A 15,410-nucleotide genomic window follows, 5' to 3' on the forward strand; every position below is an offset into this window, starting at 1 on the left:
GACCACACCAAAGTACCTCACGCGCCCTTTGCCGCCGCGCAACTTGAAGTCGCCGGAATTCATCACGCCTTCCTGGGCCATTACCATTCGCCCCAAGACGCGGAGCGCTTCACCTATCCGGGCAATCCGGAGCCCTTGAGCTTCGGCGAGGAGGGGCCGCGCGGCGCCGTAATCGCCACCGTGGCCAGTGATGGGTCGGTAGCCCGCGAACGGCGGGTATTGGCGCTGACCCAACTTCACGACCTGACTTTGGACCTCACCGGCTGCGCCAGCCAGCAGGAGGTCCGCGAGCGGTTGGCCGGAGCCACCGAGGGTCTGGCGGGAGTGGTCCGTGTGACCCTGACTGGCGATCTCGCGCCCCAGGTTAGTCTCCGACCCCAGGAATTGACCGACATCGCCCCGGGGCTGGATGAACTGATAGTGCGCGAGGGGCGGCTGGGCGTCGCCTACGACATTGGACAGATTAAGGATGAACGCACCGTGCGGGGTCAGTTCGTGCGCGACGTGCTCGACGCCCCGGACCTCGATGAAGCGCTGCGCCAGCGCATCCTGATCACCGGTCTGCGCGCCCTCGACGGGCGCGATGATCTGGAGCCGTAGGATGCGCTTTGAGTCCATCAAAGCGGCTGCCTTCGGTTGCCTGTGCGATCAAACCCTGGAATTGGCGCCGGGCTTCAACCTTATCTACGGCCTTAACGAGGCGGGCAAATCCACTTGGCACGCGGTCCTTTACGTTGCCCTGTGCGGGCGCAGACGCACCAAGGGGCCGCCGTCAAAAGCAGAGCGGGAATTCGAGCGCTATCGCCCCTGGGCCGGCGGCGGATGGGCCGTGAGCGCAGCGATCGTGCTGGAAGACGGGCGCCGAATCGAAATGCGCCAGGATCTCGAAGGCGGAGTCGATTGCCGCGCCACCGATCTGGACTTGGGACGCGACGTGTCGAGCGAGATCGTTTTCGAAGGCGCGCCCGACGGCTCACGCTGGCTGGGACTCAATCGGCGGGCATTTATCGCGACCGCCTGCGTGCGTCAGGCGCAACTCTTGAGCCTGCTCGCCAATGCCGACCAGCTCCAGGAGCATCTGCAGCGCGCGGCCGCCAGCGCCGGGCGCGATCAAACCGCGGCGCGGGCGCTGGAGCTGTTGAACGTATTTTTCTCCGAGCAGGTAGGGCAAGACCGGGTTAACAGCGTCAGACCGCTGCGCCAGGCGATCAACCGCTTGGAGCAGGCGCAGGCGAGGTTGGAAGAGGCTCGCCGGCAGCGGGCGGAGTTCGACGATTTGGCAGGGGAGGCGCAGAAAGCCGAAACCGCCGCCGCGGACTGTGAGTCTCGGGCGCGCGCGATCGAGGCTGCGATCGCGTGGCGGACGGCACAAGAAGCCAATTGCCGCCTGAATCGGGCGCGCGAGCTGGCCGCGCGCCATCCAGAAGCTCCGGTGCCGGTGGCGCGGGAGCTGGCGCATGAGGTGGTCGCAACCCTGGCCCAATGGGAGCAACGACCTGTGCTTGTGCCGCTGGCGGGGCCCGATAGCGCCCAGTTGCGAGCTCAGCTTGAGGCCCTGCCGTTGGCCCCCAGTGGCGACACCGTGCCCCATTCCGAGTTCGTCGCCGCCGAGCGTGATTACTTGGATGTCCAGGGCCAATTGGAGCTGCATCGCAAAAGCCGACCAGCGCCCCTTCCATCGCCGCAAACCGGTGGTGCGAGCGCTTCAGAGCTGCGGGATCTGGCGCACGAACTATCTCTGCCCCCACCCGAGCCAGCGCCCGATCTGGACGCGCGCGGGAGCGATCTCGGCACCAAGCTGCGGCGTGCTCGCCGCGCAAGCGCGATCGGCATCGGCGGCGCGACGATAATGCTGCTGCTGGCAGCGGGCGCGATTGCGATTCGCCAGCTTGCGTGGGCGGCACTCGCAGGAGCGCTATGCCTAATCGCGGCCGGGTGGGCCTATCTCAAGCGAATCGGGTTGAACGACCTGGACAAAGAACTGCGCGAGGTGGAATTGGCGCGCGCTTCCGCCGTCCATCAGCATCAGCAATGGCAGGGCCAGATCGAAGCGACTCGGGCACGCTTGGGTGAACTGGGGCTGGAGCCGCGCGCGCAAGTTTTGATCGATCTGGCCGAGGCCTGCGATCGCGCCCAAATGGCGGCAACGGAACTGGAGCGCTGGCAGCATATTGATGGTCAGCTTGCCGCGGCACAAGCCTCCGCCGCGCAGGCTCTCGCCGCGGCGCTGGAGCGCCGCGGTGTGAAGGCTCTGACCGCCGATCTCGCTGCCGCTTCCCAAACCTATCGCGCGGCTTGCGAGCGCAATGCGGCGCAGGCCATGCAGGCCAGTCGTCGCGACGACCTACAACGACAGCTTTCGATGCGGTTGGCGGCCGAGGCGGCCTATCAGCAGGCGCAGGAAGCGCGCGCGAGCGCACAGGCGCGCCTGCATCAGGCGGCCCAGCGATGCGGTCTCGCGCCAGCGGACGATGACGACCTGCTGGTCGGGCAACTGCGCGAATGGCTGGCCGCGCAGCAAAAGGCGGTCGAGGCCTATCAGCTTGCCTATCAAGAATGGGTGGAGCTGACCGACTTGCTCAAGGGGCGCGCGCTGCAAGAAATGGCGGAGGAAGCGGCACACTGCCAGCAAATTGCTGCGCAGTTAAGCGCGCAACCTCCGGCGCAGCTTGCCTCGGCCAGCAACGAGGATTTGACTCGCGCCCGCGACGCCTACAATCGAGCACGGTCGGACGCCGATCTGCTGCGCGGCCAAGTAAGCGCGCGCCTACCCCAATTACCCCCACTCGCGGAAGCCGAGGAGGAGATGGCGGCGGCGCAATCCGAGCTGGAACGGGTACGGCGGTTAGAGGATACGCTCACCCGCACGCGCGAGTTCCTGCAGCGGGCCCAGGAACGAGCCCATCGCGATATCGCACCAGTGCTGGCGGCTTCGATCGGCCAGTCGCTGGCAGACATCACCGGCGGGCGCTATCGCGAAGCGATCGTCGATCCCGCAAACCTGATGGTGCAAGTGCGCGACCGCCAAGGCGAGTTGCGCGAGGCGACCCGCTTGTCACACGGGAGCGCCGAACAAATCTTCCTGCTGTTGCACGCCGCGCTGGCCAGCCATCTGACCAAAACCGGCGAGGTCTGCCCGATGCTGCTGGATGACGTTACGGTCCATTGCGATCATCAGCGGGTTGAAGCCGTGATGGCAGTGTTGCATCAACTAAGCCGCCAGCGCCAGGTGATTCTGTTCACCCAGGACATGCGCGCATACAACTGGGCGCAGACTTATCGCGACCCCACTCGTGACCGCCTGATCGAACTGCCCCCTCCTGTCTGACGGCTCAGGCCGCGGTGAGTTCTCGATGGTGACCCTAGGCTGTAATTTATCGAAGAGGCCACGCGTTTGTCGGCATTTGGAAAACAGCGACGCCCGCTATTTGGTGTAGATCACGCCGTAGTGATAAGGCGGCAGTTCGATCGCACGCTCGAACCTGAGGCCCGATGAACTGACCGCTGCCGTCACGTCTTCTGGCTCCATTCGCATCGCGGTCCTCGGCCCGCGCGGCTGATTTAAAACCTGGGTCTCCTCTCGCGGGCGGCGATGCCAGTTGACAACCGCGAAGCGCCCGCCCGACTTGAGAATTGCGGCAACCGCTCGTGAAAGACGTTTCTGGTCCGGAACTCCATGAAAGGTGTTCGCGATCAGCACAAAGTCAACTGGCTCGCGAACGACCTCAGCAAGCTGATAGGCGTCTATCGCAAAACAATCGTAATTGGTAATGCCGGCTCGCAGCAGTCGTGCGCGCGCCTTGTCGAGCAATGCGGGGTCGAGGTCGATCGCGATGACATGCCGGTTCATGCGCGCGAGGGGTACGGTGAAGAGCCCATCGCCGCAACAGAGGTCCACAACCTCTGTCTGCGCCTCGACGCCAAGCTTAACAACCACTTGAGCGGGATCGGGCCACAGCGCTTCCCACCAGTCCGGGTCCGGCATTGCGGTTGCTGGAAAAAACCCGGGGAGCAAAGTTTCCATCACGCGTCCCCTGAAAGATCAAAGTTGCAAGCTTGCACTTTCGAAAAGGGGCTGGCCAGCGCTTTGATGGAGTCCCGATCCGGCTATCGCCCCGGGCCGTTCCGTATCAAACCGCTTCCGGTCGGCGGGGCGAGAGACCGCGGGCAATCGCGCCGGGATCGATCGAGACCGTCCGCGCGCTCCACGAACGCATGCACCTTTGCGAGGCGTTGGAACTAACCCTCCAAGATAGTCGTCGAGCGCCGCGTTAGCGATCCCGGTAAAATCACCTCGTTCGAGTGCGTCGAGACCTGCCTTGATTTGGTCACGCAAAGCCCGAAGTTTGAGCTCCTCGCGCCGCTTTGGTTGAAGCATGCGCAGTGCGTCACGGATCGCCTCGCTGGCATTCTGGTACCCGCCTGCCTTGACCACGCCTTCAACGAACGCATCTTGCGGGGCGGTAAAGGTTGACGTTCCAGGCTGGCATAGCCAGTTCTCCCGAATCCAGGAATACCCGATATGGCAAATTTTGCTAACCGGTCCCGGCCGTTGTCACGCTGAGGTCGTGCCTACTAACGGCCCCCGTTCAGGCAAGCACGGCCAACTTATTTGGCCACGGCGAAGCGGGCGTCGCCATCGCGGGCGATCTGCTCCAGCAACCCCAGCTCCCACGCCAAATATGCGCGCATCGCGTCTTCAGGTCCCTGCCGGTTCTGATAGGGTCGATACCAGACGTCCACCGGTTCATCGGCTAGCTGCTCGGGCTGAGTAATAAGCGAAAAGCCCGCCGCGCGCCATCCCGCGGTTCCGGCCCGTAAAGCGAAGACCGGGCGAGCGGTGAGTTTTGCGAGATCGGCGGCGGCAAAACGAGCCAGGACGCCATCGGGCGAGGTTGCCACCAGCGCGCCAGCTTGCGGCAGACGAGGCAGTGCCTGCTCCAAACGGGCGCGAATCGCCCACCAGGCGCCCTCGATATGACCGGCGCGATATTCCAGGCTGGTGGCAAAATCGATAACCGTGGCCGCACCGCTCGCCAGCATCTGGTGCAACTCGCCAGCCTCCAGACTGGCGATCTCCGTGAGCAGCGGCAGGATCTCCGGCCGCTCGGCGCCGCTTTCCCAAGCCCGCGTGGAAAGGTTGTCGCGCAACACGAAGACGTCGCGCCAGCCCATCTGGATGAGCCAGGAGGCGGTCATCCGGGCCCGCACTCCGTCGCTGTCGCCCAGCACCAGCCGGCTTTTGAGCGTCCCGACGTACTGGTCGGTAGCCTGCACCAATTGACCGCCGGGCGCGCAGCGCCAGCCCGCCGGATGGCCGGACTGATACTCGGCCGGCGTACGAACGTCGAGTAGGTAAAGCGCCCGCTGGCTTTGCGACTGCATTTGGGCGAGATCGTTCCAACCGATTTCGCGCAGACCCAAGCGCTGGGCCAAGCTGCTGGCGGCGGCTTGGGCCCGGCTCAAGCCGTCAGCCGAAGGCGGCGGCGCGACGTCATCACGACCATGCGCCAGCTCCAGGCCCGCCAGGCGCCAGCCCATAGTGCCGTTTTCCAAGGCAAAGACCGGGTTTTCCATCCCAGCGTTGATCAGCGACTGCGCGCCGATAATGCTGCGGGTGCGACCAGCGCAATTGACTACCACCGTGGCGGTGCGACCGCGCGCCAGATCGAAGGCGCGATAGACCAGCTCGGCCCCCGGACAATCCAACGCGCCGGGAATGCTCATCACCCGAAATTCTTCCTGGGGTCGGCTGTCGAGGATGATGATGTCTTCGCCCTGCTCCAGCCTGCGCTTGAGCTCGGCGGGTGTGATCCGCGGGGTACCGCATTGATCTTCAACCAGTTCACCGAAGGCTTTGCTGGGCACATTAATGCCGCTGAAGATCTCAAAGCCCGCGCGCCGCCAACCCTCGACACCGCCCTGGAGTACGGCAATATTCTTCCAGCCGAAATCCGACAGCCGGCGGGCCGCTAGCTGGGCCAGTGGGCCGCCGTCCTCATCGATGACGATAGTGCGGGTCTCACGCCGTGGCACCAATGTCGCGGCTCGCAACTCCAAGTGGCTGAGAGGCAGCGAGCAGGCGAATAATAGGTGGCCGGTGGCAAACAGACCTTCTTCGCGCACGTCGAGCAAAGCTACCTCTTCGCCGTCGCCGATCATGCGCTTCACGGCCGCGGGGTTTAACTGCACGCCCCTGCCCTCCTCCGGCATCCCTTGGATGCTCTCATAAGCAGTGTAGGGTGCAGGGCGAGGGAGCAGTCAACGATCAATTCGATTTTGGACCGGGCACTCCAAGGACCTGGACGCTGAGCGCGACGCCGGCACCAAGCGTTCGGCTACAGATCGGGGCTGGAGGGCAGTCGGCTTTCGCCCATCAGATATTGGTCGATACAGCGGGCGGCCTCGCGCCCTTCCCAAATCGCCCACACCACCAGTGATTGCCCTCGGCGCGCATCGCCGGCGGCGAAGATCCCCGCTTCGCTGCTCATGTAGTTGGCGTCGCAGGCAATGTTGCCCCGGGAATCGAGCTTGAGCCCGAGTTGTGAGACCGCACCCTCGGTTTCTGGTCCGAGGAAGCCAAGGGCCAACAGTACCAAATCACACTCGATCTCGAAGTCGGTACCGGGCAGCTCACGCATCGCCATGCGCCCATCGTGACGTTGCCATTCAAGCCGCACTCCGTGCAGCCGTTTGACCCGCCCGCCTTCGCCCGAAAAGCTTTTGGTGTTAACGCTCCAATCGCGAATGACGCCCTCTTCGTGCGAGGTCGAGGTGCGCAGAATCATCGGCCACTGCGGCCACGGCATCTCGGCGGTGCGCTCCGCGGGCGGCTTGGCCAACAACTCAAACTGGGCCACCGACAGCGCGCCCTGGCGATTGGAAGTCCCCAGACAATCGGAGCCGGTATCGCCGCCGCCCAGGATGACCACCCGTTTGCCGTGGGCGCTGATCATCCGGCCCGGAGCGAGTTGGTCGCCGAAATTAAGCTGGTTTTGCAAGGGCAGAAAATCCATCGCGAAATGAATGCCGTCAAGCTCGCGGCCGGGGATACTCAGGTCGCGCGGCTTGGTGGCACCGATCGTCAGGCAGACCGCGTCGAATTCCTGGCGCAGACGCTCGGCGGGGTAATCCACTCCTACCGTGCAACTGGTGCGGAATTCCACGCCTTCGGCGGCCATCTGCTCGATTCGCCGCATGACAATCCATTTCTCCAGCTTGAAGTCGGGTATGCCGTAGGTCAGCAGGCCACCCACCCGATCCGAGCGCTCCATCACGGTAACGCGATGGCCGGCGCGCGCCAGTTGCTGAGCGCAGGCCAGGCCGGCAGGTCCCGACCCAACTATCGCGACCCGTTTGCCAGTGGCGCGGATTGACTTCATCGGTGCGACCCAGCCTTCGGCGAAGGCGTGGTCGATGATGTTCTTTTCCAGCAACTTGATGGTGACGGGATTGTTGTTGATGTTGAGGACGCAGGCTTCCTCGCAGGGGGCCGGACAAATGCGCCCGGTGAATTCGGGAAAATTATTGGTGGCGTGCAGCCGGGTGATGGCCTCGCGCCAGCGCCCGCGATAAACCAGGTCGTTCCAATCCGGGATGATGTTTCCCAGCGGGCAGCCCTTGTGGCAGAAGGGGACTCCGCAATCCATGCAGCGGGCCGCCTGCGCTCGTAACTTGTCCTCGGGCATCTTCAGATCAAACTCGCGCCAATCCCGTAGCCGCTCCTTGACCGGCCGGCGCTGCGGCGCTTCGCGCGCGATTTCCAAAAAGCCCGTGATCTTGCCCATCAGAAAACCCGTACTCCCAACCTTGAAATTGCTCAGCCGCGGACCCGGTTAACCCCGCGACCAGGCAAACAGCGCGCTCCTCTTAGACCGCGGCCAGCCGCATCGTCTCGGCATTGAGATGCTGGCGTTCGAGCACCTTGCGATATTCGGTGGGCAGCACCTTGACGAATTTGCCCCGCAAAGCGTCCCACTGATCCAGCAGGCGGCGCGCTACCGCGCTGTGGGTATATTGCAAATGGCGCGTGATGAGGGTGTGGAGCTGTTGAGCTTCGCCCTCGCCGCTCACCTCGCACAGCTCCACCATGCTGGTATTGCAGCGCTGGGCGAAGCTACCTTCCTCGTCCAGGACGTAAGCTACGCCGCCGCTCATCCCGGCGGCGAAATTACGTCCGGTGCGCCCCAATACCACCACCAGGCCGCGGGTCATATACTCGCAGCCATGGTCGCCCACACCTTCGACCACCGCGAGCGCGCCGCTGTTGCGAACGGCAAAACGCTCGCCGGCGATACCGCGGATAAAGGCCTCGCCGCTGGTGGCGCCGTAGAGCGCCACGTTGCCCACCACAATATTCTCTTCGGCCTTGAAGCGGGCCTGGCGCGACGGACGCACCGTGATAAGCCCGCCCGACAGTCCTTTGCCGCAGTAATCATTGGCGTCGCCCTCCAGATAAAGCGCGACGCCGCGAGCCAGAAAAGCGCCGAAGCTCTGACCCGCCGACCCCTGCAGCAGAACCTGAATAGTATAGGGTGGCAAGCCCTCCTCGCCAAAGCGGCGCGAGATTTCCGCCGACAGCATGGTGCCCACCGCGCGGTCGACATTGCGCACTGGCAGATGGAGTTCCACGGGCTTGCGCTCAGCGAGCGCGGGCGCGCACAACTCGATCAACTGCCGATCCAGCACCTGCTCCAGGCCGTGATCCTGGCTCTCCACGCAATGCAGCGGAGCACCGGGCTCGGCCTGCGGTTGGTGCAGGATGTTGCTCAAGTCGAGCTGGCGCGCCTTCCAATGGTCGCTGGCTGGGTCCGCTTCCAGGCATTCGACATGCCCGACCATTTCTGCCACCGTGCGAAAGCCCAGCTCGGCCATGTATTCGCGTAATTCTTCGGCGATAAACAACATCAGGTTGACGACATGCTCGGGCTTGCCTTCGAATTTGGCCCGCAACACCGGATCCTGGGTGGCCACGCCGACCGGACAGGTGTTGAGATGGCACACTCGCATCATCACGCAGCCCGAGGCCACCAGAGCGGCGCTGGCAAAGCCAAATTCCTCGGCTCCCAACAGCGCCGCAATAGCCACATCGCGGCCCGTCTTGAGCTGGCCGTCGGTCTCGACCCTGATCCGCCCGCGCAGGCCGTTTAGGACCAACGTCTGCTGAGTTTCCGCCAGCCCCAATTCCCAGGGAATACCGGCATGCTTGATCGAACTCAGCGGCGAAGCTCCGGTACCACCGTCATGACCGCTGATTAGAACCACGTCAGCCTTGGCCTTGGCCACACCCGCGGCCACCGTGCCGACCCCGACTTCGGCCACCAGCTTGACGCTGATGCGGGCGCGGTCGTTGGCGTTCTTCAAATCGAAGATGAGCTGGGCCAAATCCTCGATCGAGTAGATATCGTGGTGCGGCGGCGGCGAGATCAAACCGACTCCGGGCGTGGAATAGCGGATTTTAGCGATATACTCATCTACCTTGTGGCCGGGTAGTTGGCCGCCCTCGCCCGGCTTGGCCCCCTGCGCCATCTTGATCTGCAATTCTTCGGCGTTGACCAGGTAATTGCTGGTAACTCCAAAGCGCCCCGAGGCCACCTGCTTGATCGCGCTGCGTCGCCAATCGCCGTTAGCATCGCGGGCGAAGCGCTCGCTGTCCTCACCGCCCTCGCCAGTGTTGCTCTTGCCCCCCAGGCGATTCATCGCGATCGCGAGATTTTCGTGGGCCTCCTTGCTGATCGAACCGAACGACATCGCCCCGGTCTTGAAGCGCTTGACGATCTCGCGCGCTGGCTCGACCTCTTCCAGCGGGATCGAGGGGCGGCGCGGGCGCAGGCGCAGAAGACCGCGCAGGGTCGCCACCTCGCGGCTGTGCCGATCGACGGTGCGGGTGTAATCCTTGAACAAGCGGTAGCTGCCAGCGCGCACCGCATGCTGCAACTTGGCGATCGTGTCGGGATTGTACATGTGGTACTCACCCCGCCGCCGCCATTGATACTGGCCACCCGGTTCCAGCTCGGGCTCCTCCTCGGGGCTGGGCGCGAAGGCCGCGCTATGGCGCACAACCGTCTCCTGATGAAGCACCTCCAGGCCGATTCCTTCGATGCGCGAGGCGGTCCAGGTGAAATAGCGCTCGATCAGCTCGTGTCCTAAGCCCAGGGCCTCGAAAATTTGCGCTCCGCGATAGCTTTGCAGCGTCGAAATCCCCATCTTGGAGGCGGTCTTGATCAGCCCCTTGCTGACCGCCTTGGCGAAGTTGTGCGCGGCCTCTTCGGCATCGACCCCATGCAACTCCCCCTCGCGCACCATCCGCGCCAAGCTGGCATAAACCATATAGGGATTGATCGCGCCGGCGCCGTAGCCCAGCAGCAGGCAAAAATGCATCACCTCGCGCGGCTCCCCGCTCTCCACCACCAGCCCCACCCGAGTGCGCGTGCCCTCGCGGATTAGATGATGATGGAGAGCGGCAGTGGCCAGCAAGCTGGGTATGGGCAGATGGTCGGCATCGACCCCGCGGTCGGAGAGCACGATAATGGTGTAGCCCTCGGCGATCGCGCGTGAGGCCTGCGCGCAGAGCTCCTCCAGCGCCGCTTCCAGCGCCGCGACGCCGCCCTGCGCGGGATACAGGATAGGCAATGAGATTGTGTGCAGGCCGGGCCGGGCCAGGCGTTTTATCTGCTCCAGCTGAAGATCGGAAAGGATCGGCGTGGGCAGGCGCAGCTGGCGACAATGCTCGGGACCTTCTTCGAACAGATTTTGCTCGGCACCCAAAGTGGTCTCGGCCGACATCACCAATTCTTCGCGAATGGGGTCCACCGGCGGATTGGTGACTTGGGCGAAGAGCTGCTTGAAGTAATCGAATAGCAGGCGTGGACGGCGCGAGAGCACCGCCAGCGGCGTATCGGTGCCCATCGAGCCCACCGGCTCCTGCCCGTTGAGCGCCATCGGCCCCAGGATGATTTTGAGCTCTTCCAAGGTGTAGCCAAAGGCCCGCTGGAGCTGGAGCAGGGAAGCGGGCGCGCTACCGTTGGCAATCGGCTGGAGCGGCACAACCGGCAGCTGCTCCAAATCGACCAGATTTTCGTCCAGCCATTGGCGATAAGGCTGACGGCTCGCGATCGCCTCCTTCAGTTCCTCATCATCGACGATACGCCCCTGCTCGGTATCCACCAAAAACATCCGGCCCGGCTGCAACCGTCCCTTGTGCGCGATGCGCTCGGGCGCGATATCCAAAACTCCGGTCTCCGAAGCCATCACCACCAGCCCGTCATTGGTGACCAGGTAGCGCGAGGGACGTAAGCCGTTGCGGTCGAGCACGGCGCCGATTCGCCGCCCGTCGGTGAAAACGATCGAGGCCGGCCCGTCCCAGGGCTCCATCAGGCAGGAGTGAAACTGATAGAAGGCACGCTTGCGCTCGCTCATCGACTCGTGATTCTGCCAGGCCTCGGGGATCATCATCATGACCGCGTGCGGCAGCGAGCGACCGGTGCGCACGAGAAGCTCCAGGGCGTTATCGAACATCGCCGAATCGCTACCCGAGGGCTGAATGACCGGGCGCAGCTTGGCGATATCAGCGCCGAACAGGGGCGAGGAGAACTGCTTCTCCCGCGCATGCATCCAGTTGACGTTGCCGCGCAGGGTGTTGATCTCGCCGTTGTGGCACATGAAGCGGTAAGGATGCGCGCGCGCCCAACTCGGAAAGGTGTTGGTGGAGAAGCGCTGATGAACCATCGCCAATGCGCTGCTTAGCTCGGGGTCACGCAAATCGGGAAAAAACTTGGGAATCTGGGTGGAAATCAGTTGGCCTTTGTAGACCACGGTGGAGGCCGACAAGCTGCAGATGTAAAACAGCTCGCCGCGCGGGCCCAGGCTGTGCGCGACCTGGTTTTCGATCGCTCGGCGAAGCACGTAAAGCCTGCGTTCGAAGGCGTCGCTATCATCGGCGTCAAGCTGGCCGGCGCCAATAAAGGCCTGCTTGATTACCGGCATCGCTCGCCGCGCGATTTCCCCACATTCCTGGGGCACCACCGGCACGGGGCGCCAGCCCAAAAAGCGCTGGCCCTCCTCGCGCACGACTCGCTCCACGATTTGCTCGCACAGATCGGCCGCATCACGCTGTGTTGGCAGAAATACCATCGCCACCGCGTAACGACCCGCCACGGGCAGGCTGAAACCCAGCGCGCGACTCTCGCGGCGCAGAAAGGCGTCGGGCAGCTGGAGCAAAATTCCGGCGCCGTCACCGGTGCGCGGATCGCATCCACAAGCGCCGCGATGGGTAAGGTTGTCGAGCACCTGCAAGCCCATGCGGACAATGTCGTGAGAGGCCTGGCCGGCCAAGTTAGCCACGAAGCCCACGCCGCAGGCCTCGCGCTCAAAGTCGGGGTTATACAACCCTTGGCGCTCGGGAAGAGAGGCAAATTGATGCATCGTCACGCTCGCTTGGGTGGCAGTCCCACGCGCGGGCCCGGGTGGCGCGGACGGCGGCTGCTGCCACCCTCGCCGCCCTCGCTGAGCGGCAACGCCACAGTGACCCGTTCGGTGTGCGTCGACAGCACCACCATGGTTTCGGTTCTCGAGACCCCCTCGATAAAACGAATCGTGCTGATCAAGCTTTCAAGCGCGGCGGTATCGTCGGTCTTGACCTTGAGCAACAGACTGTGCTCGCCAGTGACGTGATGGCATTCCAAAACATCGTCCATCTCCGCCACCGTGGTCTCGAACCGGCCGATCAGTTTGGGATGACTGATCGACACCCCGATGAACGCAGTAACATCCTTCCCCAACCGCCGGGCATCCACCGTGGCGTGATAGCCGGTGATGATGCCACTGTCCTCCAGCTTCTTGATGCGCTCGATAACCGAGGGCGCCGACAAACCGACCTGCTCACCTAGCTTGGCCAATGGGGTTTTGCAATGTTCCTGGAGCATGGACAGAATCTGCAAATCGATTGCGTCCAGCTCAGCATTTAAGCCTAATTTCATAAGCAAAACCGCGATAGGGGCCGTAAAAATAAATCAGTCTTGCGCGTTTGTGTCAAGGAAAGTTAGGCAAAAGGCGCCGCCGATTGAAAAAAAACCGGTGCCGACCGCCTCTAGCCTAAAATTTCCCGGCCCGCCAATCTCGCGCAGGTCGGAAACCCGGCCGTTTCAGCCGTTGACGAACAGAATCGAGCCGGCGGCGGTGACCGAAACCGGCCCATAATAGGAACGATAGAACCGGGTGGCCTGCTCCAGGGCCCCGCGCATGATAAGCCACATGATAAGCTCGACCCCTTCCGCACCCGCCTCTTCCATCAGCTCGCGCCGCGACAGCTTGGCCAAAGCGGCGGGATCACGCTCTAATTGCTCGAGAAAAAAGTTGTCAAAACGGGGATTGGTGTGACCACCGCGCGCGCCATGGAGCTGATGGGACATGCCTCCGGTGCCCACAATTACAACCTTGTAATCCTGAGCAAACGATGCGACCGCGCGCCCCAACGCTTGACCCAGTTTAAGGCAGCGTGCAGCGGTGGGAATAGGATGGAGCAAAACGTTGACTTGCAGCGGGACGATCCGAACCGGCCAGCTCTGGGGGCTGCCCCACAGCAGGTTCATAGGCACCAGCAGGCCGTGATCGACGCGCAACTCCTGGCATAGGGTCAGGTCGAACTCCTGCTCGATCAAGCTCTCGGCCAGATGCCAGGACAGATCAGGATCGCCCGGCAGCGCGGGCAGTGGGCGTACGCCCCAACCTTCGTCGGCGGGCGGATAGTGGTCGGCTAGCCCCAGGGCGAAGGTAGGCATTTTGTCCAGGAAAAAATCGGCGCCATGATCGTTGTAGACCACGATGGCGACCTCGGGACGCTGTTCGGCCAGCCATCGGCGCATCGGCTGATAAGAATCGAAAAACGGCTTCCACTGCGCGCTATCCTGCAGCCCGCGATCGACGATCGCCCCCACCAGGGGAATATGCGAGGTTCCGATCCCGCCGATTATCCGCGCCATGTCTGGTCTCGCCCCATGATTTCCCGCATCAAGGTCTCCTGGTCAACCCCGCGCTGGCGCGCCACCAGCTCCGACATCGGGATCGGCTTGACCGCCGCCGTCAGCTTGTAGATGTAATAAATGTTGCCCCCCAGCTCGATCAGACGCAGCCAGTTGCGCTCCTTGACCGCTTGGCGCTGCGCCGCGGTCAACGCGTAACGGGACAAATATTCATCCTCGTCGCGCGCGAAGGCCTCGCGGTTTTCCTTGCGGGCCAGGGAAAACGCCATCTTGTTCAGTTCATAGCCGGCACGTGCCAAGCTCTGACCGAAGACGTAAGTGCCGGGAATGCCGTCGTATCGTTCGGGCATAAGTCTCAACTACTCGCGTCAGGCTGCTTTTCGGGCCGGGCCTGCTCGAAGGCCGCCAGCTCGCGACAGGCCGCCTCCACCGCCAACAGCCTGGGGTAAGGCGTCAAGTCGCATTCGTAACGGCGCGCGTTGTAGAGCTGTGGAACCAGGCAAATGTCGGCCAGCGTGGGCTGGTCGCCATGACAGAAGCGACCGCTGGCGGGGTCGTCCAGCAGCGCTTCCATCGCTTCCAGCCCCAGCGCGACCCAGTGGCGATACCAGCGGTTGCGAAGCTCTTCGCTTTGGCCCAACTCCTTAGCTAAGTAGTTTAGCACGCGCAGGTTGTTGAGCGGATGGATCTCGCAGGCCACGATTTGCGCCAACCCGCGCACCCGCGCGCGTTCAACTGGCGTGGCCGGCAGCAGCGGCGGCAGGGGATGGGTCTCCTCCAGATACTCAATGATCGCCATTGATTGGATCAGCACCCGCCCCCCGTCGTCAAGCGCCGGAACCAATTGCTGGGGGTTGATCCTACGGTAGCTATCGGAGTTCTGTGCTCCGCGCAGGCCGATAGCTGCATATTCGTAGCTCAACCCCTTGAGGTTGAGCGCGATCCGCAGGCGGAAGCTGGCGGAGGAGCGGAAGAACGAATAAAGCTTCATCACGCTTTGCTGGCCTTAGCCGCGCTCCTCGCGAAAGATGTCCAGCCGTTCCTGCGCGGCCTGATCCGAAAAGGAAAACAGCACCGCCTCGCTGACTGCGTGATGCTGATGGAAATGCCAGCCGGGAATCACAAAGGTGTCGCGCGGGCCCCATTTGAGCCGAGTCTCCCCGACCACGGTTTCGCCCTCACCTTCGACCACGGCGAAGACCGTGCCCGCGGTGCAGCGATAGGGGGCGGTGACGAAGCCCTTGGGCAGTAGTTGCATGCAGGTCGCGATGGTCGGCATCGCCCAGTCGCCGTTGAGCGGATTGATGTACTTCATCTTGTAGCCGTCGTGTCGATCGGGCTCCTGATGGCGGGTCAGGCTGGTCAGGGCCTCGCGGGTGCGGCTATAGGGATAATTGAAGATGGGCGAGGTCTGGCCGCGATGGGTAAAGT

At 63.3% G+C, this 15,410-nt stretch carries 11 protein-coding genes; 2 read left to right on the top strand and 9 right to left on the bottom strand.

The annotated features are described in order from the left end of the window. Nucleotides 1-600, top strand: a 600-nt coding sequence (locus VKV28_01030; protein ID HLH75363.1) for a hypothetical protein, incomplete at its 5' end; no start/stop codon positions are given. 1 nt (nucleotide 601) lies between these two features. After that, nucleotides 602-3,328 carry an AAA family ATPase gene (locus VKV28_01035; protein ID HLH75364.1) on the top strand — a complete coding sequence of 909 codons (2,727 nt, stop codon included), beginning with the start codon at nucleotides 602-604 and terminating at the stop codon, nucleotides 3,326-3,328. A 96-nt stretch (nucleotides 3,329-3,424) separates the two neighbouring features. Here VKV28_01035 and VKV28_01040 read toward each other — a convergent pair whose 3' ends face one another. The 9 genes from VKV28_01040 to VKV28_01080 form a co-directional block, all read right to left on the bottom strand. Continuing rightward, nucleotides 3,425-4,024, bottom strand: a complete 600-nt coding sequence (locus tag VKV28_01040) for a class I SAM-dependent methyltransferase (protein ID HLH75365.1) — start codon at nucleotides 4,022-4,024, stop codon at nucleotides 3,425-3,427. A 584-nt stretch (nucleotides 4,025-4,608) separates the two neighbouring features. Beyond that, nucleotides 4,609-6,192, bottom strand: a complete 1,584-nt coding sequence (locus VKV28_01045) for a rhodanese-like domain-containing protein (GenBank protein ID HLH75366.1) — start codon at nucleotides 6,190-6,192, stop codon at nucleotides 4,609-4,611. Nucleotides 6,193-6,338: 146 nt separating this feature from the next. Then, a complete protein-coding gene (locus VKV28_01050) occupies nucleotides 6,339-7,787 on the bottom strand; it encodes a glutamate synthase subunit beta (protein HLH75367.1) in 1,449 nt (482 codons plus the stop codon). Nucleotides 7,788-7,869: 82 nt separating this feature from the next. Further along, nucleotides 7,870-12,423: a glutamate synthase large subunit gene (gltB, locus tag VKV28_01055; GenBank protein HLH75368.1), complete on the bottom strand. Its 4,554-nt coding sequence runs from the start codon at nucleotides 12,421-12,423 to the stop codon at nucleotides 7,870-7,872. A 2-nt stretch (nucleotides 12,424-12,425) separates the two neighbouring features. Beyond that, nucleotides 12,426-12,977, bottom strand: coding sequence for an Lrp/AsnC family transcriptional regulator (locus tag VKV28_01060; GenBank protein ID HLH75369.1), 552 nt, complete (start codon nucleotides 12,975-12,977; stop codon nucleotides 12,426-12,428). 165 nt (nucleotides 12,978-13,142) lie between these two features. Beyond that, nucleotides 13,143-13,979, bottom strand: coding sequence for a class III extradiol dioxygenase family protein (locus tag VKV28_01065; GenBank protein HLH75370.1), 837 nt, complete (start codon nucleotides 13,977-13,979; stop codon nucleotides 13,143-13,145). Further along, nucleotides 13,967-14,329, bottom strand: a complete 363-nt coding sequence (locus VKV28_01070; GenBank protein HLH75371.1) for a hypothetical protein — start codon at nucleotides 14,327-14,329, stop codon at nucleotides 13,967-13,969. Before VKV28_01070 ends, VKV28_01065 begins: the two co-directional genes overlap by 13 nt. 5 nt (nucleotides 14,330-14,334) lie before the next feature. Beyond that, nucleotides 14,335-14,970 (bottom strand): maleylacetoacetate isomerase, encoded by a 636-nt coding sequence (gene maiA, locus VKV28_01075; GenBank protein ID HLH75372.1) that lies wholly within the window; start codon nucleotides 14,968-14,970, stop codon nucleotides 14,335-14,337. 15 nt (nucleotides 14,971-14,985) lie between these two features. Continuing rightward, the coding region (locus VKV28_01080) for a hypothetical protein (GenBank protein HLH75373.1) at nucleotides 14,986-15,410 on the bottom strand (425 nt) is incomplete at its 5' end.

This window comes from Candidatus Binataceae bacterium (genome assembly GCA_035294265.1).
In the GTDB taxonomy this organism is placed as follows: Bacteria; Desulfobacterota; Binatia; order Binatales; family Binataceae; genus DATGLK01.